The sequence below is a fragment of the Psychrobacter sp. WY6 genome (assembly GCF_018448495.1).
GTDB lineage: Bacteria > Pseudomonadota > Gammaproteobacteria > Pseudomonadales > Moraxellaceae > Psychrobacter.
On sequence record NZ_CP049902.1, the window covers coordinates 632,074 to 658,228 of the forward strand.

Consider the following 26,155-nt stretch of genomic DNA (forward strand, 5'->3'; position numbering starts at 1 on the left):
AATTTTAAAAATAGATACGGTAATTTATGAGTTGGAACGATCCAAACGCCTCAAGTGAGGCAAAAAGATATGACAATCCTATCCCTAGTCGCGAACTGATACTCAGTACGATTAATGAGCATGGTGAAGTCACGCATCAACAATTGGCAAAAGCCTTTAATATTGATGACCCAGACCAGTTTGACGCTTTAGGCAATCGCCTAAAAGCGATGGCACGTGATGGACAAGTAAACCGCGACGGTCGTCCTTATCGCTATCGCACGGTGACCAAGCAATGTCGTCAGAGGTACAGTGTCTGCACATCCTAAAGGCTTTGGCTTTGTATTATTAAGCGATATGCCAGATTTGTTTTTACATGAAAAGCAAATGCGCTGGGTTTTCAACGGTGACACTGTAGATGCAGTCGGTACATCGACAGACAATCGCGGGCGCACAGAAGGACGTATCGTCGATGTCGTTGAACGTCGTCAAAATAACTTCATTGGTACATTAGCGCGTGATGAAGACGGCTACTGTGTCGAGCTTGGTAGTCCAAATAATCACCAGCCGATTACCGTTACTGAAGAAAATGTACAAGCGATGAATGCCAAGCAAGGCTCTCCTGTTAAGGTTGATGTTATTGATTGGCCAAATCAGCATGAATTTGCGACGGGTAAAATCACTGAAGTACTGTCTGATGACAATGATCGCGAACTGATTATTGAGACCACCTTACTTAATTATGATATCCCATCAGATTTAGCGAAGCAGCACTGAAGCAAGCCAACGATTATCAAGAGCCGACTGAAAAAGATTTAAAAGGTCGTACAGATTTGCGTGATTTGCCGCTGGTGACTATCGATGGTGAAGATGCACGTGATTTTGATGATGCCGTATTTGCTGAAAAACGCTCTGGTGGCAACTATCGTGTCTTAGTTGCGATTGCTGATGTCAGTTATTACGTTACACCAAACTCGCCACTTGATAAAGATGCCTACGAGCGCGGTACGTCCGTATATTTCCCGCATCGTGTGATTCCAATGTTGCCTGAAGTGCTCTCTAATGGTCTGTGCTCACTGAATCCTGACCGTGACCGTCTTTGTATGGTCGCCGATATCAAAATATCGCGGGCAGGCAAAGTGACTGGTTATGAGTTCTATCCTGTGTCATCAAGCACGTTTAACGTATAATCAAGTGAACGCTTATCTTGAGAATCCAGAAGATAAGAGCGTACCTCACTCACTCACGGGTAATAAAGACGTCAAAAAATCTGTCGATACCTTACATCAATTGTATGAGCTGCTGCTTAAAAAGCGTGAAGAGCGCCATGCAATGGAGTTTGAAACAGTTGAGACCTACATTAAGTTCAATGAGAAAGGTGGTATCGAAGCAATCCTACCGCGTACTCGCGGTGATGCTCAAAAACTCATTGAAGAATGTATGCTGCTGGCCAATACTTGTGCAGCGAACTTTGCACTCAAGCATGAGCTTCCTGTCTTATATCGTAACCATGACAAACCTGATGGCGAAAAATCAATGCGTATTCACGAATACGCAAAGAACTTTGGTTTAAGCTTCCCAGAAGAAAATCCAACGCAAGCCGATTATCAGCGCATTATTGAAGCCACCAAAGACAGACCCGATGCGATTAGTATCCACAGCATGCTGTTGCGCTCAATGATGCAAGCAAACTATGCGCCTGACAATATCGGTCACTTTGGGCTAGCTTATGACGAATATAGCCACTTCACCTCGCCGATTCGTCGTTACCCTGATTTGATGCTGCATCGTGCCATCAAAGCAAAAGTGACCAATACTCAGCAGCCAGTGATGGACTTTTTCTTGAAGCGGCTGGCACGCAAACCTCAGATACCGAGCGCCGTGCCGAAAAAGCCTCACGCTATGTAGAGTCTTGGCTCAAGTGTCACTATATGAAAGATCATGTTGGTGAAGAGTTCGAAGGTGTGGTCACTACAGTCACAAGCTTCGGTTTATTGTTACCTTGACTGACTATATATTGATGGTTTGGTTCACATCTCTAATGTCGGTGATGACTTCTTTGTTTACGATGAGCAGCAACAACAGCTGATCGGTAAAGATAAAGGGACATTATTCGGATGGGTGATCCGCGTTAAAGTGAAAGTTGCTGGTGTCAATATGGATGCTACAAATTGACTTTGATTTAAAAGCCAAATTGCAATCTAGTGAATGAATCAAACGAAGCGGCGCCTTCTAAGAAAGCCACCGATAAGAAAAGTACTGATAGAAGAAGCCCCGCTAAAAAGACTGGCAGCCGTAGTAAAGGCGCAAGTAAGAAAAGCTAGTGTTAGTAAACACTTTAAATAATAAAAAGGCCAACGTCATCGTTGGCCTTTTTGTGCGTGGTATTTTATAACAACTATTTAAATCATTATTGCGCATTACTCATCGGTTCTAGACGTTCCTTGTCTGCTTCCTGCGTGATCTATTTTTCGCGGTAGCATTATCGAGAATGGCTTTAGGCTGTTTGCCAAGTGGCTGGCTCGCGACATCTACCGAGCCACTTTCTACATCATCAGTATTTGGTAACACTGTATCGGGAGATTGCTCAGATCCTGCATCACTTATGACTACTTCTCTATCTTTCTCACGTTGATTGCCATTAATGAGGTTAAAACCTAGTAACGCAACCATGCCCACTAGGGCGAATATAATCAAGTGTTTCATTTGCATAAAAAATGTCTCGTATTTGAATGATAATCAGATATACGTTTCGTTGCATTTTTATGCCTAGTTTTTGGCAGGTTTTTGCAAATTATTCTTGCGGGCTATTATTATTCAGTAAATCAGTCTCGTCAGAGCTTTCTGCAATTTCCTGTTCAACTTTTTCCATGAGTTTGTCGTCAGGACGCGCGTTAAGCACCTCATCAGCATTGCGACCTTGTAAAATCAATTTGGCACGAGCCTTTGCTTGTTTTTTGTCCTTATCATCAACGCTATTATCTTCATTCTGGTTTTTATCAGGCACTTTGGGCGTGATTGGCGTAATTGTCATGTCTGACTTAGCACTATCAGTGTTAGCGTTAGCGTTAGCCTGCATATTCTCAAATGCTTTTTCTAAGTTACTATTAAAACGCAAACGATAAATCGGTTCAGGCAAGCTGAAGCCTTCATTTTCTAACGCATGCTTGGTCTCACGAATGGCAATACTGCGTGCTTTTGAGAAGTCTGTATCTGATTGGTCCACCCAAATTTGAAATTCTAAAATGATATTAGAGTCGCCAACATTGGTAATGACAGCCACTGCTTTTGGTTCATCTAAAACGAATGCTAATCTATGTATCGCATCCAGTCCGACCTTGATAGCCGCTAATGGATCATCATTGGCATCAACGCCTAACTCAAAGGTAAATCGACGTTCTGGATTTTTGGTGTAGTTTAAAATCGTTGCTTAAATACTTCAGCATTGGGATGCGCAACTGGTTGCCATCTAAAGTCATCAGAATAGTCGCACGTGAGGTTAGCCGTACTACGATCCCCTCTTGATTATTAATCAAAATATGATCACGTGCGCGAAATGGTTGGCGAATACTGAGCATGAGCGAGGCAATGTAATTCTCAATAGTGTCTTTGACCGCAAAACCAACGGCGATACCGATAACGCCTGCACCGCCAAGCAAAGTACCTAAGATGGTTTCGGCGCCTATCAAACTCAGCGCAAGAATCAAACCGAAAATAATAAAAATGACTTTAACGGTTTGTGACAGCAATTCGGCGACAAATGGATTGGGCGTGAGCCGCTGCCACATTTTTTGCGATTAGACAGCCAACTACCAAACCATGTCACCAATGCAAATAGGACAATGCCGACCAATAGGAGTGGCAAGGCTTTGACTAGATTTTTGGCTTGGGCTTTAAGACCTTGATAAACGGTAGTGACATTGTCTTGAACATCAAGGGTACGATCAATCCGATCTTCGACAGTGACCACATCTGTCAGGCGGTTGGTCAAATTAATGGCTTGTTGCGCTTTTTTCGTCGGCGCTCGGTTAAGGTGACAACACCTTGCGTAACGCTGACATTGATAGCCTGCAGACCTTCTATTTCAGAAAAAATACCCTGAATACGTTGACGGATGTCATTGTCTTTTTGCGGAGTAGGAGTGGTTTCGATTTGCGCATTATTGGTGCTCTCACCACTGATATGGGCGGTGGTGCTGGCTCAGGTATGACCACTGGAGATGCTGAAGCTTCCTCTTCTGAGGTCGCATCAAGTAAAGGTTTATCAGCTGCCGGGTTTTCTGCTGTATCTATCCCCAATGCAGAGTGATACCAGTCACCTCTTCACCAGCCGCATACACTGGAAAGGCAAAAGGATGCTTAGTAACAACAGCATTTGACCGCACGCTTTTATAAAATCGCGCATCGTTGAACGGTCAAAGTCGGTGTTCATAAGCATCCTTTGCTTTTTATAGATTTTCGTACTCATCTTTCTTTACTGAATGCTCAATAATCATTAACTGTCTAAATAAACTTGTGCCTCGCCCAAGTTTAACGTGCCTTCATAGATCGCGCGACCAGTAATGATACCTTCAATACAATCGCCATAAGGTTTCAGCAGTTCGATATCTTTCATATTGGTTACACCGCCTGAAGCAATCACAGGCAAGCCGCCTTCACGTGCTAAACTGACAGTTTGTTCAACGTTGACGCCTTGCATCATGCCATCACGGTTGAATCGGTGTAGACAATCGACGATACGCCGACATCTGCAAAGCGCTTCGCAAGCTCGGTCGCCTTGGTATCCGTCACATTTGCCCAGCCATGAGTGGCACCATGCCATCTTTAGCATCGATACCTACAATGATATGACCCGGAAATTCGCGGCAAGCTTCTGCGACAAACTCAGGATCTTCGACCGCTTTTGTACCAATGATGATATAAGTCAAACCAGCCGTAATATATTGCTCAATGGTATTCATATTGCGCACACCGCCGCCCAACTGAATAGGCAGATTCGGATACGCTTTAGTAATGTCATTTACCACTTGTCTATGAACGGGTACGCCGTCAAATGCCCCATTCAAATCAACCAAATGCAGTCGACGTGCACCTTCCTCTACCCAGCGTGCTGCCATGGCCACTGGATCATTAGAAAAAACCGTATCATCCTCCATACGGCCTTGTTTTAAGCGGACACATTTACCATCTTTTAAATCAATAGCCGGGATAATGACAGGCACGCACACATATAGCATTCCTTATAAAGCACAACAATAATATATTTAAAAGTAAATTCAAAAATCAGGGTGTATTGAACGTTCAACACACCTAAACATATATAAAAACATCAGTCAAAAGTGACTTAATATATAGACGAATCAAAAGCTATCTATGATAGACCCAAAATCCGCTTCGATAGATAGAAATGACCATAAAAAAACGGTCAATCATAACCATAAGTTTTAATACATTGAATCACTGGCAACATTAGATAAATTCAATTACTGACTGGCAATTTTAGGTCAATTTAGCGTATAATCCTAGGTAAATTTTTATTTGTTTCTATGTGATAGTAACCATGCGCTGCGCTTTTTATTGAGTCATTTATGGCTTAGTGTTGCATAGCGGTCAGGATGAGTCGAGCAGCAGCTAAGTGCATCTTTTTGATGTTGGCTGACATATTGCTAAGAAGGGTTATATTAGAAATTTCAACTGGTGGCCTCTAAAAAGTCTACTCTACAGCAAACTCTAATGACGCCTCTTTTTTATTATAGTCTCTATCGTATCTCTATCACTAGCTAACTATTTTAGAACAGTCATTACTAGCTGTATAGCCGCTTATTGATGAATGAATCTACTTAATAATGGCTTCGCTAGTTTGTCTGTCAACCAGTTTATCATCTATTTCGATAGATCATCTTTTGGCTGCATTCTTATCTAATTGCGTATCTATTAACAAGATACCAAACCGATAAAGGTGGTCAATTGCGCTGGTGTTACAAGCTTTAATTTTCAATGAAACGTATGATAGAGCTATTGTCTACACAATCATTTTCGCTAAAGGCTTGAACGATTGTTTTTGATTTGATGGTTTTAACATACACCTTGGTAGCCAGTCGCCACTTTGGTCATTCGAATAAGACATTAACGTGTTGTTAAGGAGTCTAAGGTCAGCGTTAATACTCTTACTAGTAGTTATGATCATGCGTTATTTTCAGAGACCCTTTGTCACTATCCTACTATAGGAAGAGAGACGTGGGGGCTTTATTGAATGACGCAGATGTTCATGCTACCGATATACCAAACAGGACGTCTGGTATCGTTTTAGACTATGGACTAAGTTTTCGCTTATGATTACCATCAAAAAAGGTTTGGATTTGCCCATCACCGGTGAATCATCCCGCGAGATATCTGAGCACCAACCGACACATGTCGCCGTTATTGGCTATGATTATGTGGGCATGAAGCCCACGATGAATGTCAAAGAAGGTGATATCGTAGCAAAGGGTCAGCCCGTTTTTGAAGACAAAAAACGAGTTGGCGTTATCTATACTGCCCCTGCTGCTGGTAAAGTCGTCGCGATTAAACGCGGTGAACGTCGTGTGTTTGAGAGCCTTGTGATTGCGGTCGACCCAAACGGTGAAGAAGTAGACTTCGAGCGCTATGACTCCCAGCAACTTGCTGACCTAGACGCTGAAGTCGTTGAAACCCAACTGCTTGCCTCTGGCGAATGGACCGCGTTTCGCACGCGCCCTTATAGCCGTGCGCCAGAAATCGGTGCCCGTCCTCATGCTATTTTTGTCACCGCTATGGATACCAATCCATTAGCATTTGACCCAATGCTGCTGATTAACGATCAGTTGCAAGCGTTCAATGACGGACTTGCTGTCTTATCGACACTCAGCCCCAAGACCTTTGTTTGCCATCATGGTGATGCCCAATTGACGCCAGTTGCCAAAACGGCGGCTAATAATGTCACTGAGTATCATAGCTTTACTGGTAAGCATCCTGCTGGTCTGGCTGGCACGCACATTCACTTTTTGCACCCAATCATGCGCGGCGTGACCGTATGGACGATTGGCTATCAAGACGTGATTGCGATCGGTAAGCTATTCACCAGCGGTCGCTTGTATACGCGCCGTATCATTAGTTTGGCGGGTCCTGCGGTCACCAAGCCACGTTTGGTGGCTACTGAGCGCGGTGCTGATATCGCTGCTCTGACCAAAGGACAGCTGGCGGCTGGCGAGAACCGTATTATTTCTGGTTCGGTGTTGTCAGGTCGCAAAGTATTTGGCAATACGGCTTATCTTGGTCGCTTTCATAATCAAATCAGTGTGCTGCCTGAAGGGCGTGAACGTCCAGCGTTCCATTTCCTAAGTGTCGGCACCAACCGCTTCTCTAAGCTGCCTATTTATATTTCTAAGTTTTTTGGTAATAAGAATATAACTTTACGACCACGAGTAATGGTTCACCGCGAGCGATGGTACCTATCGGGGTTTATGAAGAGGTCATGCCGCAAGATTATCTGCCGACACAGTTACTACGTGCATTAATTGTCGAAGACATGATTAGCGCCGTAGATTTGGGCGTGCTCGAATTGGACGAAGAAGATTTAGCATTATGCACCTTCGTATCTCCTGGCAAATATGAATTCGGTGATATTTTGCGTGATAACTTGACGCGCATTGAGCTGGAGGGCTAACCACGATGAAATTTTTACACAATATGTTCGATCGTATGGAGCCGTCTTTCACCAAGGGTGGCAAACACGAAAAATACTATGCTATCTTTGAGATGTTTGATACGTTTTTGCGTCAACCAAGCTCAACCACATACTCAGCATCACACGTACGCGACGGTATCGACCTAAAGCGTATTATGATTACCGTATGGTTATGTACTTTCCCAGCCATGTTTTGGGGTATGTACAACATCGGTCATCAAGCACTAACGGCGATTGCAACGCTTGGTTTGCAGCCTGAAGGCTGGCGTACTGTTATCACCAGTATGGCAGGCTATAACCCAGACAGTATCTGGGCAAGCTTCGTTTACGGGGCGATGCAATTTTTACCGATTTATATCGTCACTTTTGCGGTCGGTATTCTCTGTGAGATTATCTTTGCCGTAGTGCGCGGTCATGAAGTCAACGAAGGTTTCTTTGTGACCTCAGTGCTGTTTGCGCTTTGTTTACCACCAGATATTCCTTTATGGCAAGTTGCCCTCGGTATTATCTTTGGTGTCGTAGTCGCAAAAGAAGTGTTCGGTGGTACGGGTAAAAACTTCCTGAACCCTGCCCTATCGGGTCGCGCATTCTTATACTTTGCTTACCCTGCTTATATGTCTGGTGACTCAGTATGGACGGCGGTCGATGGTTTCTCTGGTGCGACGCCACTTGGTCTTGCCGCGTTAGGCGTAGTCCCTCAAGACTTCGTCGACGTCTATGGTAATGCGATTACTTGGGGTGATGCGTTCTTAGGTAATATGCAAGGTAGTATCGGTGAAGTATCAACACTGGCTATCCTAATGGGTGCCGTCGTTCTACTTTGGACGCGTATTGCTTCATGGCGTATTATGGCAGGTTGTTTAGTAGGTCTGATTGCTACTTCTCTTGTCTTTAATATGATTGGCTCTGAAGACAATATGATGATGAACCTGCCGTTTTATTGGCATTTAGTGATCGGTGGCTTCGCCTTTGGTGCCGTGTTTATGGCAACCGATCCTGTATCAGCTGCGCATACCAATAAAGGCCGCTGGGCTTATGGTATCTTGATTGGTTTTATGACGGTATTGATTCGCGTCGTGAACCCAGCTTTCCCAGAAGGCATTATGCTGGCCATTTTATTCGCCAACTTATTTGCTCCATTGTTTGATTACTTTGTGACCCAAGCAAACATCAAACGCCAAACAGCTCGGAGGGTTCGTTATGTCCAAGCCCAAAAGTAATAATGCGAAAACCATCAGTGTGGCATTGACGCTATGCTTGGTGTGTTCCGTCTTAGTTTCAGCAGTAGCGGTTGGTCTAAAACCTGCTCAAATTGAAAACGCACGCTTAGACCGTAACAAAAACATCTTGGTCGCCGCTGGCATGTACGATGCCGAGTCTGATACAGCAGATGATGTTGCTGAACGTTTTAAAGATTTCGATGTCGAAATTATTGACTTAAGTAAAGGCAGCTACGTTGATGATGAAGCGCTAAAAGCCGCTGGCATCCCTGATCGTAATGCTTATGACGCAAGCCAAGCGACTAAGAATAAAGCACTGAGTGAAGATTTAGGCAACAATGACCCTGCTGGTATTGGTCGCAAGCCTAAATATGCCAAAGTCTATGTTAAAAAAGATGACGCAGGCAAACCTGAAATGGTTGTTTTGCCGATTCAAGGCTATGGACTATGGGGCACTATCTATGGTTTCTTAACCCTTGAAAGCGATATGAATACCATCAAAGGTATCAGCTTTTATGAGCATAAAGAAACCCCAGGTCTGGGTGCTCGTATCGAAGAGCCAGAGTGGCGTGCGAAGTGGAGCGGTATCCACTCATATGACGAAAACGGTAATGTTGCCACTGGTGTGACTAAAGCGGGTACACCAAAAGAGAACTGGGTCGATGGTATCAGTGGTGCAACCTTGACCGGTCGCGGTGTCAGTAACATGATTCAGTTTTGGTTGGGTGAGCAAGGTTATAAGCCTTATTTAGATACGCTACGTAAAGAGAGTGGTCAAGCAATTGATAATGCGGCAGATACACAAGCTGCGCAATCAATGCTGAGCGCTCAACCTGAAACCGAACTGGCAGCCAAACGACCAGTAGCAAACGGCAAGGAGGCATAACATGGCTGACACTAAAAGTATTTTAACCTCGCCTATTTTTGATAATAACCCCATTGCCCTACAGATTCTTGGTATCTGTTCGGCGCTGGCTGTCACCACAAGCATGGCCAATGCCATGGTAATGTGTGTGGCGTTGACCTTGGTCACGGCGTTTTCAAGCTTCTTTATCTCGATCATTCGTAAGCAAATTCCTTCAAGCATTCGTATTATCGTACAGATGACTATTATTGCTTCCTTGGTTATCTTGGTGGATCAGGTGCTAAAAGCTGTCGCTTATGATGTGAGTAAAGGCTTGTCGGTCTTCGTTGGTTTGATTATCACCAACTGTATCGTGATGGGTCGTGCCGAAGCATTTGCCATGAGCAATCCACCAGTGCCAAGCTTTTTAGATGGTATTGGTAATGGTCTTGGCTATTCTGCGGTTTTGCTGTTTGTTGCGACTATCCGTGAGCTACTTGGCTCAGGTACGTGGTTTGGTATCACCATCCTACAGCCTGTCACTGATGGCGGTTGGTATATTCCAAACGGTCTATTACTGTTGCCACCGTCAGCATTCTTTATTATTGGTTTGTTCATTGCCATTATCCGTATCTGGAAACCTGAGCAGGTTGAAGATGCTGAATTTGTAATGAAGCCGCAGTCTAAAGGCATGGCACATGGAGGCGGTCACTAATGGGACATTATGTTAGTTTATTTATAACCTCAGTCTTTATTGAGAATATGGCGCTGGCCTATTTCTTAGGTATGTGTACTTTCTTGGCCGTATCAAAGAAGGTTTCAACCGCTATTGGTCTGGGTGTTGCCGTGGTCGTCGTGATGGCGATTACCGTACCGCTAAACAACTTACTCTTTCAGTTCATTCTCAAAGATGGTGCGCTGGCATGGGCAGGTTTCCCTGATATCGACTTAAGCTTTTTGGGCTTGCTCAGTTATATCGGCTTGATTGCTGCGACCGTACAGATTCTAGAGATGTTCCTCGATAAGTTCGTCCCGAGTCTGTATAACGCCCTTGGGGTGTTCTTGCCACTCATCACTGTAAACTGTGCCATCTTAGGTGGTGTACTGTTTATGGTTGAGCGTGACTATAATTTCGGCGAATCTGTCGTGTATGGTGTGGGCGCAGGCTTCGGTTGGGCATTGGCGATTACCGCATTGGCCGGTATCCGTGAAAAGTTAAAATACTCAGACATTCCAGCACCGCTGCGTGGTCTTGGTATTACTTTTATCACAGTTGGTCTAATGTCACTTGGCTTTATGTCTTTCGGCGGTATGTCAATTTAGACCGCTAAGCTTAACAGCCTATTTAGCGATTTGACCTATTTAATTCATTTATTCGGTAGGGGTTCAGGAAACACGCAATGACGTCTTTTCGCACCCCTACTCCATAGATTAAGGATACCTACCATGGATTACGCTACGGCGATTGGTGGCGTTGCTATGTTTACCTTGATCATCATGGGACTCGTTGCCATTATTTTGGCGGCGCGCTCAAGACTGGTCAGTTCAGGCGATGTTACCATCCATATCAATGATAATCCCGATAATGACGTCGTGACCCCAGCAGGCGGTAAATTACTACAAACCCTTGCAAGCGAAGGTATTTTCTTATCTTCAGCCTGTGGTGGCGGTGGTACTTGTGCGCAGTGTCGTTGCCGCGTTATTGAAGGGGGCGGCTCTATCTTGCCCACCGAAGAAGGCTATTTTACTCAAGGCGAAATTCGCAATCACATGCGTTTAGCTTGTCAGGTAGCCGTTAAGCAAGACATGAAAATCGAGATTGACCCTGAGTTTTTTGATGTACAAAAGTGGGAATGTGAAGTTCTCTCTAATGATAACGTTGCTACCTTTATTAAAGAGCTGGTCCTTAAAATTCCAGATGGCGAAGAAGTGAACTTCCGTGCTGGTGGTTATGTACAGTTAGAGGCGCCACCGCATGAAGTTCATTATAAAGACTTTATCATTGACGAAGAATACCGTGAAGATTGGGAAAAATTTGGTATTTTCAACTATGTCTCAAAAGTTGATGAGCCAGTTATTCGTGCTTACTCGATGGCCAACTACCCTGAAGAAAAAGGCCTTATTAAGTTTAATATTCGTATCGCTAGTCCACCGCCACGCGGTCCTGATGGTATTCCACCAGGCAAAATGTCATCATGGGTATTTAGCCTAGTACCTGGCGATAAAGTAACGGTTTCGGGTCCTTATGGTGAATTCTTTGCCAAAGAGACTGACGCTGAAATGATTTTCGTTGGTGGTGGTGCTGGTATGGCACCGATGCGCTCGCACATCTTCGATCAGCTTAAACGCTTACATACTAAGCGTAAAATCAGCTTTTGGTATGGTGCACGCTCTATTCGTGAGATGTTCTATGTTGAAGATTATGATCAACTAGCAGAAGAGTTTGATAACTTTGAGTGGCATGTGGCTTTGTCTGATCCATTACCAGAAGACAATTGGGAAGGTCCAACCGGCTTTATCCATAATGTACTACTTGAAAACTATCTGAAAAACCATCCAAACCCAGAAGACTGTGAACTACATGTGTGGGCCACCGATGATGAATGCAGCGGTCATCGACATGCTACACAGCTTGGGTGTGGAAGATGAAAACATCATGCTTGATGACTTCGGCGGTTAAGTGAGTAACTAAGCAAGTGGCTACGTAAAAAAGTATTCTAAAGTAATAAATAAAAAGAGTCTCAATTGAGGCTCTTTTTTTGGCGCTGACTAAATGCAACTCTTGCATAATAAGCCTACAAATCTAAATGGCAGACCGCCTGCCCTCTACTATATGATTAATTGTTTATTGCCTTAAGAAAGGATTCTTATGAAAACCAACATTAAAGATTTGACCATTTGGATTACTGGTGCTTCTAGTGGTATCGGTGCAGCATTAGCCATCGCCTTTGCCAAACGTGGTGCCACCATTATTTTAAGTGGGCGTGATGAGGCAAAATTAGTAGCAGTCAAAAACCGCTGTAAAAACAGCAAAGACCATTTCATCATCCCTTTTGATATCACCGATGCCAAACAAGCAAAAGACGCGTATAAGACAGCTAAAGCTCAAGCTGGAAAAATTGATTGGCTTATTAATAATGCTGGCATCAGTCAACGCTCGCTTATTATGGAAACCACTGAAGAAGTTGAGCGCCAAATTATGGAGATAGATTATTTTGCGCAGACACGTCTGACCAGACTAGTACTGCCAGATATGATCGCGCAAGGTGGCGGCAAAATTGTCATGGTATCGAGCGTGGCTGGTTTATTAGGCACACAATATCGCGGCGCTTATGGAGCAGCCAAAGCCGCACTTCATATGTGGGCAAACAGTCTGCGTGCAGAACTGTACGCAAGGCATAGAGGTGGCGACGATATTCCCAGGATTTATTCAAACCAGTATTTCTATTAACGCCTTGACTGGTGATGGTAGCGCGCAAGGAACGATGGACGAGGCAACCAATAATTAACCACAGCTACCTTTGCTAAACAGGTCATAAAAGCTCTGATTAAGGGTGAAGAATACATCATCGTGGCAGGTAATAAAGAAAAGCTGGCGACCACGGTCAACCGCCTATCGCCACCAAAACTATATAAGCTCATCCGTGAATCAAAAGTAAAATAAATCTAGTCGTTTAAGCCACTAGGTCTTAAGTCGATGATTGGCGTTATGGGTGACAAGGGGTGTAAAATGGGCAACGCTAATAGAACGTGCCACTCACCCTTTTGCCATAAAAGCTATTGTGATTAATATGAGAAAACCAATAATGCAAAAATTATCCCCACTCTCATTGTCTAGAAAATCGATGAAAACCACCTTATTGCCCGTTATGGCTATCAGTGCTGTATTCAGTCTTAGCGCTTGCCAGCAAACGCCAGATTATGACTATCTCAGCGGTGAGACCATGGGAACGAGCTACCATATCAGTTATCAGCTACCTGCGGATGCAGATGAAGCGGCCATCCAAGCGTCGATTGATAAGCGCTTGCAGCAAATCAATGACAGTATGTCTACCTATCAAGCAGACTCTACTATCTCTAAGTTCAACCAATTAGGTAAAGACATCCCCCTCACTATCGATGCAGATTTTGCTCACGTGCTTGATGTGTCACGAATCGTCTATCAGCAATCTGGTGGCGCCTTTGATCCTACCGTCATGCCATTGGTAGAGACTTGGGGCTTTGGTAGCACCATGACCGTTGAGCGCTTGCAAAGTCAACCGACAGCACTTGAGATTGCTCAAGCAAAAGCCTTGGTCGATTTTGAGAGCATCATACAAAAAGAGCAGAGCATTTATAAAACCAAAGACGGTGTCGGGCTTGATTTCTCAGCAGTTGCTAAAGGTTATGGCGTCGATGTGATTGCCGATGTGCTCAGAGATGACTATCAAATTCGCAACTACATGGTAGAGATAGGGGGTGAAATTGCAACCTCTGGGGTCAATAACCAACAGCAGCCGTGGCAAATTGCGATTGATGCGCCTATTGAGGACAGTACGGTCAGCGAGCGTCAGACAATATCAGCGATTCGTCAACCAATCAATACCGATAATCAGATGTATTTGGCAACTTCTGGCAACTATCGTAATTCCGTCATATTCGACGGTCAGCGATACAGTCATACGATTGATCCAACCACTGGCAAGCCTATCGCGGGCGGCGCACCATCGGTAACCGTTGCAGCAGACTCAGTCGCACTGGCAGATGCTTGGGCAACCGCCCTAACTGCGATGCCTTATGAAAAAGCCCTTGCAACAGCCAAAGCACAAGATATAGCCGCCTTGTTTGTTGTCTTAGCTGATGAGGCAAAGACGACGGGTTCTGATAAGAATACTGACCAGTGGCAAGTGGTACAAACACCAGCGATGCAAGCATTACGTGCTGACAAACAGCCTTAGAGCTTGTTGGCAATAGAACTTAGTCGCAATACTGTAAACGGCTCGATAACCATCAACGAGCCATACAAAAATTTGCTATACTGGTTTTGCTATACTATTAAGGTACTACCCTAGTAGATAGCCACACTATTTTTAAAAATCGAGGTCTCCTCTATGCTTAGTCAATTGCTTCCCATGCTTGCCATTACCTTTACCGTATTCGTCCTGTTCTTTGTCTTTATGGGTATCGGTTATATGGTTAAAAAGAAGCCGCTTAGAGGATCTTGTGGCGGCGTTGCTAAACTAATGGGTGATGAAAATTGCTCGTTTTGTGGAAATGATCCCAATAAGTGTGATTCAATCGTGGCAGAACAGCAAGAAAATGCCCTTAAAGCCGCTCAGCTAGGCAGACCTGTATAGCTAAATTCTTATAAATACCGCGTTTGTTACCATACGCTGGTAGTATTTACCTAACATCTGTTCTTATAATAGCGTCTAGTCCTTTGCAAGGGACTGGCGCTATTTTTAGTTGTACCAGCCGCGACGTATCTAGTTAGCCTCACTTTAAGATATTTTGGATATAAATACGACACGTGCAAGGCCTGTTAATAATAGTAGACTAAATAAATCTAATACCGTATTCAGTTGATAGGCGATTGAAGATAAGCGCGCTTTCAAAATGGTTACTCATATATCTTGTATTCTGCAAGTAATCTCTAGTTCTAATTTACGATTCTAATTAATGATTTTAGTCACCGTCTAGGTGCGTTTTCTTTGGTGTTATTTACAAGCGACGATGCTTCGGCGCTGTTTAATGACGTGTCCTTTTTCTTATTCTAATAGTCGTGCTGCTATGTCTACCTCTACTGATTTGCCACCTGATGTGCCATTACAGTCTCATTCAGATACGCCGTCACCGTTTGAGCTGCCCTCCTCACGCTTCACTTTTTGGCTCATTTTATGTGCCATGATTTTGCTCGCCACCAATATGCGTGCGCCTATTGTTGCTCTCGGCTCTATTGCCCCTGTTGTACAAGATGCCCTCAATATCTCTGAGACGCAGATTGGTTGGCTAGGAGCAGTGCCCATGCTGACTTTTGCGGTGGGCGCACTGATCGCGCCAGCCATTGGTAAGCGTTTTGGGCTTGAGAATACACTCATTGCGATGATTGCGTTATTAACGATTGGTATGATGATTCGTACCGTTATTCCCACTTGGTCTGGGTTTTTGATTGGTACGTTACTGCTGACCTTGGCTATCGGTTTTGCGAACACCTTAGCTGCCCCTGTTATTAAACAGCGTACGCCCCAGCATATTCCACTCATAACAGGGCTATTTAGTCTAACGATGACGGTAACGGCAGGCATCGTCGCTGGAGTCGTACTGCCATTATCTGAGCAATTGGGCTGGCAATGGGCACTGGGTGGGTGGTCGCTACTGGGCATTTTTGCGATCGTTATTTGGATATTTTTGCGATTGCGGCTTGGTTCCTCTAGTCATCAAGCAATTGTGCCACCTACCTCTGGATCGTCTGACATCTCCATGTGGCGTACGCCTTTTGCTTGGCAAATTGCAGTATTTATGGGGCTGCAATCACTATTATTTTACACCGTTGCCAGTTTCTTACCCTCTATTTGGGTCAGCAAAGGGCTATCCGCAGTGCAAGCAGGACAAATGGCTTCAGTGTTTCAGTTTATGGCGCCAGTCTCTATTTTGAGCCTGACGTGGCTGATCAATCGCGGCCGCCCTATTCAGGCGCTGGCGGTGTTTGCAGCGGTGCTGAATGTTATTGGTATTTTAGGAATCAGTTATTTATCTACCGACCTCGCTTGGTTGTGGTCGGGCTTGATGGGTATTGGCTGCTCCGCTATTTTCACCTTGAGTATGATGCTGTTTTCCTTACGTACTTATACGACCAACCAATCTAGTGAGCTGTCTGGTATGTCTCAATTCGTCGGTTATTTGATTGCCTTTTTTGGTCCACTAGGGACAGGTTGGCTACATGAAGCGACTGGCAGCTGGGATTTACCGCTATTTATCATGCTCATTTTGATGGTTATCAACGTCGTGATTGCTTGGATGGTGAGTCGTCCAGTGATGGTCGATGGCAAGAAGATTTAATCTCAAAAATGAAAGTAACCTTAGGATAATATTGGTGTCTGTCTTATTTTGCTACACTGGCTTGATTGCTTATAGGACAGAATAATCATTATGAATTTATCCATTCTTTTCGCTCGACACTTATCAATATCGGCTATTTTAACAGCTGTAATGGCTCTCAGTGGTTGCCAAAAACCATCTGAGCCTAGCACCGATAATAGCATTCAAAATAGTACTCAAACTGCCGAACCTCAAACGACAAAATCTGAGCAACCGGCAACATCTACTGCACAGCAAGCGCCATTAACGATCTTGGCATTGGGCGATTCATTAACCGAAGGACTGGGCGTCGATAAGGATGATAACTATCCTGCACAGTTAGAAGATCGTCTGCACGAAATGGGTTACGACAATGCCAAAGTTATCAACTCAGGATTGAGTGGAGAAACCAGTACGGGGCTGGTAAATCGCTTAGATTGGGTATCGCAGACCAAGCCTGATATCACGATTTTGACCATTGGTGCTAACGATGCCATACGCGGTATCGATGTGGCGACAGTTGAAGCCAATATCCGCACCGCGGTCAAACGTCTACAAGATAATGGCAGTATCGTCATTTTAGGTGGTATGCAGATCTATGACAACCTTGGCTCTGATTATGTGAAATCATTTGCAGCGATATATCCTCGCGTTGCTAAAGACATGAACGTGACGCTCATTCCGTTCTTCTTAGAAGGTGTGGGCGGTGATCCTGAACTCAACCAAGCGGATGCCATCCATCCAACTAAAGAGGGCTACGCGATTATCGTCGATAACAATATCTTGCCTGTTTTAAAACCTAAATTAGAAGCGCTAAAAACAGCTGATACAGACAACAAAACTGAAAATCCTTAAGACGAAACGACGAAAAATACGCCAAATGAGACCATGTAATGACATTATCACCTTCGATGGCCGCATCAACGCCAAAAGCAAACTCTAAAACACAAGCCTTACTAACCGCCTCTCAGTTAAACAAAACGGTGCAAGTCGGTGAGCAAAAACTGTCTATCATCAAAGACGTCAGTATGTATGTCAACGCTGGCGAGTTTGTGGTCATCATGGGCAAATCAGGCTCAGGCAAATCCACCCTATTAGGACTACTTGCGGCATTAGACTATCCAGATAGCGGCACGGTTGAGCTGGCGGGTCAAACGCTCAGTAGTCTTGACGAAGATGCGCTGGCGTTCATTCGTCAGCAGGAGATGGGCTTTGTCTTTCAATCGTTTCATCTATTACCAACGCTGACCGTGGCCGAAAATATTGCCTTTCCACTGGATATTGCAAGGCGTCCAAATCCAGCGAGAGTGGACGAGCTTATTGATGCGGTCGACTTGGGTCATCGACGTCATAGCTTGCCCAATCAGTTATCAGGCGGTGAGCAGCAGCGTACAGCGGTGGCACGAGCATTGGTATCGCATCCAAAGATTGTGTTTGCTGATGAACCTACAGGCAACTTAGATGAACAAAATGCTAATCAAGTTATGCAGCTGCTATTGGATTTACGACAACAGGTTGGCTCAGCACTGGTGGTCGTCACTCACGATCCTGCACTAGCTGAAATGGCAGACCGTGTCATTACCATGCATGATGGTCGAATTGATGAATAAATAGGAGTTCATCCCTTATTCTTTAATGCTCTACTTCAATAAGGTTAGTTCAATGGGAACTCTTGAGATAGAAAACTTGGCAAAAGACTTACTTGCTGGAAAGTTCACTTTTGAAACCGAAGATTATAGCCAAGCAATTAATCAGTTAATCTCGATCTATAAATTAGATAATGCGCTTTATTATTTGAAACAGATGGCTGACTTAGACGATTATTCCATTACTTTTGCTCTCTCTTTTATATTAGAGCATTACTCAAAACCTTTCATCAATGCCAACAGAGACGAGATAAGTCAGCTTACTCTACAAGCAATAAGTAAGGGATATTTGAGAGCAAATCATTACTTCCTATACCCTTTGACATTCTTTATGGAAAATGATGATGAGTATCTTTGTTTTTTAGACTTACTACAGAATGAGCAAAATACAATACAAAATGATGCATTAAGACATCTATATTACTTTGATACTTATAAATATGAAAAGTTGAACCACCTCAGTACACAGCTAGATTTTTCTTTATTCTATAATTTACCTAGCAAAATAAATAAACACTGGTTTAAACAACAAACAAAAGGTAAGTCTCTTCTTTACCAGAAAGTAGTAGCTAGCGCAGTATATAAGACAGTTAAAGATAAAAAACTCGTTCATTCATTAACTGATATGACAGATGCAGAGTTGTTTGACTTTATCTATATCTGGTTACCTGATGATACACTCTAAAATTTCTTAATACGTCTACCGATTAAGCAAAAAATTATGACTAAAGCTACGATCACAAAAAGCGATACTGCTATCAATAATAAGGCTACTAATCCCAAAGGGAACCGTTTCTTTAGCGGTCAAACACTAGGCTCACAAGCACTCAGCCGTAGCTGGTGGCAGCGCTGGGTGTATCCTGTATTGTTTCTGTTCACATTGACTCTGTCGCTTGCAACCTATCTGACCCTCGACTCTGTGCAGCAGTCTGTAGATCGCTATATCAATGACAATCAGCGAGCGCTCGTTGGCGGAGATCTAATCTTAAACAGTAAGCAAGACTGGCCAAGCGAAGTATTGGCGCAAGTAGAAACCATCCCCGACACGCAGGCGGTGTATGACTATCAGTTTAGTGCCATGCTCGTCAATGATGAGCAAACCTTGCTTGCCAGCATCAAAGCCGTAACGCCGTCTTATCCCTTATATGGAGAAGTCGAGCTTGCTTCAGGACAACCACTGTGGGAACGGCTTACATCTGATAGCGTCATCGTCGCACCAGAAGTCCTCAGCGGACTCAAAGCCAGTATCGGTGACCGTATCACCATTGGCGATGCGCAATTTACCATTAGTGACGTGTTGACAAAAGAGCCTGATCGCCCATTGACCGCTTTTGGATTTGGCGGGCGTGTGTTAATGAAACAAGATGCACTCGCGGCAACCAATCTATTGGGTCAGCGCAGCCGCATAAACTACCGTATTGAGATGGCAGGCGACCCAGAACTGATAACGACGCAGCGCGATAAACTCACAGGCATACTGACCAGTTATCCTGATATCGAGCTCTCTGATGCCGAATCAGCAGATACCTCTGTCTCGCGCATCTCTGACAATGTATTGATGTTTTTAAAATTACTGGTCATCGCAGTGTTGTTATTGTCTGCGGTCGCCATGTACGGCGTTATTAGTGCCTTTGTCAGTAAGCAGCAGTCAACTAATGCGATTCGCTTAGCATTAGGTGAGCCACTTGGGTCACTCAAACGTAGCTATTATCAACTACTCATCATAACGACGGTTATCGCTTGTGGTGCGAGCGATTATTCTTAGTCTGGGTTTGCTTAAAATTGGTCAGCCCTATCTGGTGGCTATCTTGCCTGCCGATGTTGGTCTCGCCATTAATCCAATTAGCGCTATCAAAACCATCGTGATTGCCTTAATCCTGACCCTACTGATTGCGCAGCGTGGTTTGAGCGCGCTCAACATGACCAAACCCGCTACCTTACTCAATCAAGGTGCGAGCACCCAAACGCAAAATCTGCCGTGGTATCGACGCGTACCATTACTATGGTATGGACTGGTGCTAGCAGGGCTATATGCCTTCTTCGCTTATGAAGTTGGCTCACTGTCATTAGGCGCACAGTTATTGGGCGGCTTGATTGGCTTTGTGGCAATATTTTGGCTATTGGCGCGTGGGTGGCTGTGGCTGCTTGCCAAATTGGCGAGCAATACCAAGGTCAGTTGGATGCAGCGTATCGCCATTCATAACCTTGCGCGTAAAGGCAACCAATCAGCGTTATTCTTTGTCACCTTATCATTATCGGTGGCAGTACTGACGCTCATCACCACACTCAATCACAGTATCAACACAGTTTATCAATGCCTATCCTGAAGACGCGCCCAATCTGTTTTTGCTCGATGTGCAGAGCGATCAGCATGATGAAATCGATACCATTATTGAAGCACCCGTCACTTATTATCCAGTCATTCGTGCGCGTGTAGAGACGGCAAATGATATACCGGCAAAAGATATCGAGCCTGAGGATGGGTTTGATGATCCTACGCGTGTCTTTAACTTGAGCTACGCAGATACGGTCATGGATACTGAGTACATCACTGAATCACTCATAGATGACGCGCTATACACCCCTATCGATGCGACAGATGAGCAAGTCAAACCCTTGTCTATTTTAGATACTGCCGCCAGTATGCTCAATGTCGGCATGGGTGATCAGGTACGATTTAATATTCAAGGTATCGAAATCATCGGGCAGATTACCAGTATTCGCACGCGCTATGAGCGTGGCCCAAGTCCGTATTTTTACTTCTTATTTGAGCCATCCGTGCTGTCCGCTGCCCCGCAGATTCAGTTTGCTACCGCCCACGTACCAGAAGATGCAATTCCAGAGCTACAAGGCAAACTGGTACGTGAGTTCCCTGCTGTCACCACGATTGACGGCACTGCCATTGCCAAGCAAATCCAAGAGCTGGTGGTACAAATGAGCCGCTTGGTCTATGTGTTTACCTTGCTTGCCCTACTCACTGGCGTCATGGTGCTGATCAGCTCGCTGCTGTCTACCTCACAAGATCGTATGAAGGACAGCGCGTCATTTAGACTACTAGGCATGCAAAAGCGTGACCTATATATGCTCAATATCTTAGAGCTGGGCGTACTTGGTATTAGCGCGGCGACCTTTGCGGTGATTATCGCCACTGGTGGTGCTTGGCTTGCCGTTACTCAATGGTTTAATTTACAGTTTAGTATGCCGTGGGCAAACTTAGGACTCGGCGGTATTGCGTTAGTGGCATTGCTGTTTGCTATTGCCATTATTTATGTGAGATTGGTGATTGGGCGCGGGATTATGGCGCGGGTAAGGGCGATGGTTTAATGTGAAAAAACCTCTAATAAATTTGTATAGCCGTACAAACTGAACAACACTAGAATATTTTTAATTAACAAGTGTTTTTAATTCATAAGTATAAATATTAATGCTATTATCTAAGCTCTAAATAACGCAAACAATTTAACAAATTGTAAGCTTGTTATTGATGAGCTTGTCACACCATATGACAGCTATATGACGTACCGTTTCAAACGTGCGCTATATTTAAGTGGCGACATTGTTCAACGCTTAAGAAAGCTTGCTCATAGATTGCGTGTAGCACTCTTGCCCTTGCTATCTAGTACTCAAGAGGATGAAACAACATCAAATGGTGATGACATGGTAAACATATCGAAAATAGATTTCTTGTTAAATAAACTCATTGAGCCGCTATTGTGGCTCGAAAGAGCGGTACTGATAAACGGCGCACTATCGCCAACAGCCCCATTTGCGACAAAGGCATACATATTTGTGGCAGTATTGATAACAATTGCACACGCTTTTGTGTTAATATATAACAATGAAATAATCCGTAAGAAAATCGCAAAAATGGTGGGTACAGCTCTAAATAACGTTAACAATTTAACTGATTGTAAGGTTGTTGTAGATGAGCTTATCATTCCATATGACAACTATATGACGTACCGTTTCAAACGTGCGCTATATTTAAGTGGCGACATTGTTCAACGCTTAAGAAAGCTTGCTCATAGATTGCGTGTAGCACTCCACCTTCGTCATGGTTATCTAGTGAATAGACCTTTTGCATAAATTCTTTATTCCGTTAGTAATACTTAATATATGAATTTTTGCAAAAGGTTTGTTAAATAGAAGCAAGGGAGATAGCCATGACAGATAAGGTTAAATTCTCGTCCTATGTGAACGAGAATTTTAAATCCACTCTTAATAAGCTCGCTAAAAATAAGTCGAAAGCAGACAACTCCTATCATACTAAATACATCACAGTTAATGACTATTTAAACAACTTTAGTGAAAAAACTTTAACGGACGTTTGTAATAGTGTGTTAAAGCTTAAGTACAACTGTGACCATCTAACCCCTATCATTTTGCCTAAAACAAATTGTCTTAAGCATGATTTCATGACGGTAGATAATACTCGTTTGGTTTGTGTTCCCTCAGTACAAGATAGAATACTCCAAAAGCTGTTTTTAGAATACCTCAAAGAACATTACGATAAAATCTATAATAGATTTTGTGAGTATGACCATGCCTTGAATAAAGATATTCATGAAAAAGTTGTAGATACTTTAGATGAGGCAGGGAAACCAATTAAAAAAACTATATATGGCATCCGTAAAGCCTTAGACGACGTTACAGAATATCGAAGCAAGTATAAATACGTTATCAAAGCAGATATTGTTAAATTTTTCGACAATATAAATAGAGAAATAGCTGTAAAGAAATTTGAAAGAGAGTTTATTGGTCTAAATGAGGATAAAGAGTTAATTGCTATTTTCAAAAGTTTTGTTTACTGCGATGCTAAATTAGATTATGGCGACCTGAAGTATAAAAAACTGATAGAAATATATCTAGAAGAGCTTAGAGGTAAAGGCGTTCGCCAAGGTATGCCTATAGCATCATTATGCTCTTCGATGTATTTATACGAATTTGATAATTTAATAATTAAAAACAGCATACCTTATATACGTTACGCAGATGACTTCCTAGTCTTTAGTAACTCATATGACACAGCTAAAAAACTAAAAAATCACGTCCAAAAAAATCTTAAAAAGATTGATTTAGATATTGAAAAATTAGTGGGTGAGCAAAAAACGAGGATATATGGTGCTAAAGATAACTTCACTTATTTAGGTTTTGACATAATTTATAACTCCAGACTACAATCTTACCAACGACAAATTCCTAGACCAGTTTTTGATAAGGCTATAGGAAGAATAGATAGCTTTCAATCAATGACTAAGGTTAAACGAGAGTGTGGTAATTATGTCGATTTCAGTTTATATCTTAGAATACTCATCTCAGGATACACAAACTTCTATAGTGAAGACCTAGCTACTAATGGCGAGGAATTTAAAAGAGATTTGATAGCAGCATCTAAAAATGTCAGGAAAAAACTGATTACCGATAATCTAAATATAGATTTTGAAAACATCGGCTCAGCAAATAAAAGAATGTTTTTCTTTGGTATTAAATAAATTTAACTTACTCATTGTAAACTCTACCTTTATTCTTTAAGCCATTGGTATACTAAAGCAAAATTGACTACCAAACCCTCCAATCAAAACGCCTTCTACATATAGAAGGCGTTTTTGCTTCATCAAATGTATCAGCACACAAACCAATATCAGCCATGCAGTTTGCTTATTTATTGAGGGGATTACCTAGCCCTCATTTGCTATACTAGCCTAACTTTTATCAATCAAATCCCTTCTTACAACATCCTCCAAAACAGCATGGTAGTCTTATGAAATTCTCAAAGTTCGGTCAAAAATTCACCCAGCCCACTGGCATCTCACAATTGATGGATGATCTGGGCGACGCGCTAAAAAGCGATCAGCCAGTCAACATGCTGGGCGGTGGTAACCCTGCCAAAATTGATGCCGTCAATGAGCTATTTTTGGAGACGTATAAGGCGCTTGGTGTTGATAACGACGCAGGCGTACCCAACAGTAGCGCGATTATCAGCATGGCAAACTACTCTAATCCGCAGGGTGATGCCGCCTTTATCGATGCGTTGGTTGGCTTCTTTAACCGTCATTATGATTGGAACCTCACAGCGGACAACATCGCCCTGACCAATGGCTCACAAAATGCGTTTTTCTACCTGTTTAATCTATTTGGTGGTGCGTTCACTGATGAGCAGAACCAATCTGTCGACAAATCCATTCTACTGCCATTGACTCCTGAGTATATTGGCTATAGCGATGTGCATGTGGAAGGTCAGCATTTCGCAGCCGTATTGCCGCATATCGATGAAGTGACGCACGATGGCGAAGAAGGCTTTTTTAAATATCGTGTGGATTTTGAGGCGTTAGAGAACTTGCCAGCGCTAAAAGAAGGCCGTATCGGCGCGATTTGCTGCTCACGCCCGACCAACCCGACTGGCAACGTGCTAACTGATGACGAAATGGCGCATTTGACCGAGATTGCCAAACGTTATGACATACCGCTTATCATCGATAATGCCTACGGTATGCCCTTCCCTAATATCATCTATTCAGACGCGCATTTGACGTGGGATAACAATACGATTCTGTGCTTTAGCCTGTCTAAAATTGGCCTGCCAGGTATGCGTACGGGTATTATCGTTGCCGATGCGAAAGTGATTGAAGCGGTCAGCGCGATGAATGCGGTGGTGAATCTAGCACCGACACGCTTTGGTGCAGCGATTGCCACGCCATTGGTAGAAAATGACCGTATCAAGCAGTTAGCCGATAACGAGATTAAGCCGTTTTATCAAAAGCAGGCGACCCTTGCCGTGAAGCTGTTAAAAGAAGCATTGGGTGATTATCCGTTGATGATTCATAAGCCTGAAGGCGCGATTTTCTTATGGTTATGGTTTAAAGACTTACCGATTACCACGGTTAAGCTGTACGAGATTTTAAAAGAAAAAGGTACGCTCATTGTGCCAAGTCAGTATTTCTTCCCTGGTGTCGATGTCAGCGATTATCAGCATGCGCATGAATGTATTCGTATGAGTATCGCCGCTGATGAGCAGACGCTGACTGATGGTATTGCAGCGATTGGTGAAGTGGTTCGTGGTTGTATGATGAAGCCAAAAAATAAGATTAGCGGTGTCAAACTCGTTTAGCCTACCATACCTAGTACTTACACGAGTTTTTCTTGCTGCTCTAATTTTTGTGAATAGAACCATCATAAACTCGAATAGCAAAACAAAAAAAACGGGCTGATTAATAGTCCGTTTTTTTATGGCGCTTGGTCAATGATTTAGGCTTATTGATGGATGCCTGAAAGAGTGTCGTCCACTTATTCAATGCATAGAGCACGTAAGGCAGCAGGCACGTATTGATCAAATCGCGGAGGCTTGCGACCAGCTGTTCGTGGCTTAAGCCAGCCATGCCTGATGCTTCAATCGTATTTCGATTATCTAAATACTCGCCCAATAAGGCAATGCCCGTCACGACGACTAAAGCCATGAATGATCTGATGCTTTGCTTTTTAACGATAGGACGCAGCACAAGCAAACACAAAAGATAGATGCCGACGCCGACATAGATATGTAAGGCGTCTTTGGCAAGGCCAGATACTTCAATAACATTGATTTTAAAAGCGGTAAAATCCACTAGAGTATTCCAAATATAAGCAAGTAGAAAACGACTGAGAGTATCACTAAACCATGATGGCTAAACTATAATAGTTAAAGAGTGGCAGCTACAAAGTGATGGCTG

At 43.4% G+C, this 26,155-nt stretch carries 18 protein-coding genes and 7 pseudogenes; 21 read left to right on the forward strand and 4 right to left on the reverse strand.

The window, feature by feature from the left end; all coding sequences use genetic code 11:
* Positions 1-26: 26 nt before the first annotated feature.
* Positions 27-2,303 (forward strand): annotated as a pseudogene (gene rnr / locus G7Y90_RS03110) (ribonuclease R).
* A 109-nt stretch (positions 2,304-2,412) separates the two neighbouring features.
* Here the strand turns inward: rnr and G7Y90_RS03115 are convergent.
* Both G7Y90_RS03115 and G7Y90_RS03120 read right to left on the reverse strand, forming a co-directional pair.
* Positions 2,413-2,691 (reverse strand): hypothetical protein, encoded by a 279-nt coding sequence (locus G7Y90_RS03115; protein WP_250163354.1) that lies wholly within the window; start codon positions 2,689-2,691, stop codon positions 2,413-2,415.
* An 82-nt stretch (positions 2,692-2,773) separates the two neighbouring features.
* Positions 2,774-4,179 (reverse strand): annotated as a pseudogene (locus tag G7Y90_RS03120) (mechanosensitive ion channel domain-containing protein); the annotation flags it as partial.
* On the opposite strand from G7Y90_RS03120, the gene G7Y90_RS03125 reads away from it, so the two are divergent.
* Positions 4,132-4,287 (forward strand): hypothetical protein, encoded by a 156-nt coding sequence (locus G7Y90_RS03125; RefSeq protein ID WP_250163355.1) that lies wholly within the window; start codon positions 4,132-4,134, stop codon positions 4,285-4,287. The pseudogene G7Y90_RS03120 and the gene G7Y90_RS03125 sit on opposite strands and share 48 nt — an antisense overlap.
* A gap of 186 nt (positions 4,288-4,473) precedes the next feature.
* Here the strand turns inward: G7Y90_RS03125 and hisA are convergent.
* Positions 4,474-5,215, reverse strand: a pseudogene (gene hisA / locus G7Y90_RS03130) (1-(5-phosphoribosyl)-5-[(5-phosphoribosylamino)methylideneamino]imidazole-4-carboxamide isomerase).
* Between the two features lie 1,095 nt (positions 5,216-6,310).
* Between hisA and G7Y90_RS03135 the strand changes: the two are divergent.
* From G7Y90_RS03135 to G7Y90_RS03220, 19 genes and pseudogenes are all read left to right on the forward strand, one after another.
* A pseudogene (locus tag G7Y90_RS03135) lies at positions 6,311-7,662 on the forward strand (Na(+)-translocating NADH-quinone reductase subunit A).
* A 5-nt stretch (positions 7,663-7,667) separates the two neighbouring features.
* Complete coding sequence (locus G7Y90_RS03145; RefSeq protein WP_250163358.1) at positions 7,668-8,903, forward strand: NADH:ubiquinone reductase (Na(+)-transporting) subunit B; 1,236 nt, start codon at positions 7,668-7,670, stop codon at positions 8,901-8,903.
* Positions 8,884-9,789 (forward strand): Na(+)-translocating NADH-quinone reductase subunit C, encoded by a 906-nt coding sequence (locus G7Y90_RS03150; protein WP_250163359.1) that lies wholly within the window; start codon positions 8,884-8,886, stop codon positions 9,787-9,789. The genes G7Y90_RS03145 and G7Y90_RS03150 overlap by 20 nt, the downstream gene beginning before the upstream one ends.
* A 1-nt stretch (position 9,790) precedes the next feature.
* On the forward strand, positions 9,791-10,462 hold the full coding sequence (locus G7Y90_RS03155; protein ID WP_055125671.1) for an NADH:ubiquinone reductase (Na(+)-transporting) subunit D: 672 nt from the start codon (positions 9,791-9,793) through the stop codon (positions 10,460-10,462).
* Positions 10,462-11,070: an NADH:ubiquinone reductase (Na(+)-transporting) subunit E gene (nqrE, locus tag G7Y90_RS03160; protein WP_011281361.1), complete on the forward strand. Its 609-nt coding sequence runs from the start codon at positions 10,462-10,464 to the stop codon at positions 11,068-11,070. Before G7Y90_RS03155 ends, nqrE begins: the two co-directional genes overlap by 1 nt.
* A 123-nt stretch (positions 11,071-11,193) precedes the next feature.
* Positions 11,194-12,427, forward strand: a pseudogene (gene nqrF, locus G7Y90_RS03165) (NADH:ubiquinone reductase (Na(+)-transporting) subunit F).
* Positions 12,428-12,616: 189 nt separating this feature from the next.
* A pseudogene (locus tag G7Y90_RS03170) lies at positions 12,617-13,411 on the forward strand (SDR family NAD(P)-dependent oxidoreductase).
* Between the two features lie 142 nt (positions 13,412-13,553).
* Positions 13,554-14,684, forward strand: coding sequence for an FAD:protein FMN transferase (locus G7Y90_RS03175; RefSeq protein WP_250163360.1), 1,131 nt, complete (start codon positions 13,554-13,556; stop codon positions 14,682-14,684).
* Positions 14,685-14,837: 153 nt separating this feature from the next.
* Positions 14,838-15,083, forward strand: coding sequence for a (Na+)-NQR maturation NqrM (nqrM, locus tag G7Y90_RS03180; RefSeq protein WP_109592195.1), 246 nt, complete (start codon positions 14,838-14,840; stop codon positions 15,081-15,083).
* Between the two features lie 433 nt (positions 15,084-15,516).
* Entirely contained in the window at positions 15,517-16,785 is a 1,269-nt protein-coding gene (locus G7Y90_RS03185; RefSeq protein WP_250163361.1) for an MFS transporter, read from the forward strand.
* A 150-nt stretch (positions 16,786-16,935) separates the two neighbouring features.
* Positions 16,936-17,658 (forward strand): arylesterase, encoded by a 723-nt coding sequence (locus G7Y90_RS03190; protein WP_250163362.1) that lies wholly within the window; start codon positions 16,936-16,938, stop codon positions 17,656-17,658.
* A 38-nt stretch (positions 17,659-17,696) separates the two neighbouring features.
* Complete coding sequence (locus tag G7Y90_RS03195; protein WP_250163363.1) at positions 17,697-18,413, forward strand: ABC transporter ATP-binding protein; 717 nt, start codon at positions 17,697-17,699, stop codon at positions 18,411-18,413.
* A 52-nt stretch (positions 18,414-18,465) separates the two neighbouring features.
* On the forward strand, positions 18,466-19,134 hold the full coding sequence (locus tag G7Y90_RS03200) for a hypothetical protein (RefSeq protein ID WP_250163364.1): 669 nt from the start codon (positions 18,466-18,468) through the stop codon (positions 19,132-19,134).
* Positions 19,135-19,170: 36 nt separating this feature from the next.
* The gene (locus tag G7Y90_RS18370) at positions 19,171-20,214 is read left to right on the forward strand and encodes an ABC transporter permease (RefSeq protein ID WP_349773393.1); all 1,044 of its coding nucleotides are present in this window, start codon (positions 19,171-19,173) and stop codon (positions 20,212-20,214) included.
* Positions 20,192-20,776: an ABC transporter permease family protein gene (locus G7Y90_RS18375; RefSeq protein WP_349773394.1), complete on the forward strand. Its 585-nt coding sequence runs from the start codon at positions 20,192-20,194 to the stop codon at positions 20,774-20,776. The genes G7Y90_RS18370 and G7Y90_RS18375 overlap by 23 nt, the downstream gene beginning before the upstream one ends.
* 28 nt (positions 20,777-20,804) lie before the next feature.
* Positions 20,805-21,773, forward strand: a complete 969-nt coding sequence (locus tag G7Y90_RS18380; protein ID WP_349773409.1) for an ABC transporter permease — start codon at positions 20,805-20,807, stop codon at positions 21,771-21,773.
* Positions 21,774-21,962: 189 nt separating this feature from the next.
* Positions 21,963-22,535 (forward strand): hypothetical protein, encoded by a 573-nt coding sequence (locus G7Y90_RS03210; RefSeq protein WP_250163365.1) that lies wholly within the window; start codon positions 21,963-21,965, stop codon positions 22,533-22,535.
* 77 nt (positions 22,536-22,612) lie between these two features.
* Positions 22,613-23,941 (forward strand): reverse transcriptase domain-containing protein, encoded by a 1,329-nt coding sequence (locus G7Y90_RS03215; RefSeq protein WP_250163366.1) that lies wholly within the window; start codon positions 22,613-22,615, stop codon positions 23,939-23,941.
* A 269-nt stretch (positions 23,942-24,210) separates the two neighbouring features.
* A pseudogene (locus G7Y90_RS03220) lies at positions 24,211-25,532 on the forward strand (valine--pyruvate transaminase).
* A gap of 125 nt (positions 25,533-25,657) precedes the next feature.
* Here the strand turns inward: G7Y90_RS03220 and G7Y90_RS03225 are convergent.
* Positions 25,658-26,050: a hypothetical protein gene (locus G7Y90_RS03225; RefSeq protein ID WP_109592215.1), complete on the reverse strand. Its 393-nt coding sequence runs from the start codon at positions 26,048-26,050 to the stop codon at positions 25,658-25,660.
* Between the last annotated feature and the right edge of the window lie 105 nt (positions 26,051-26,155).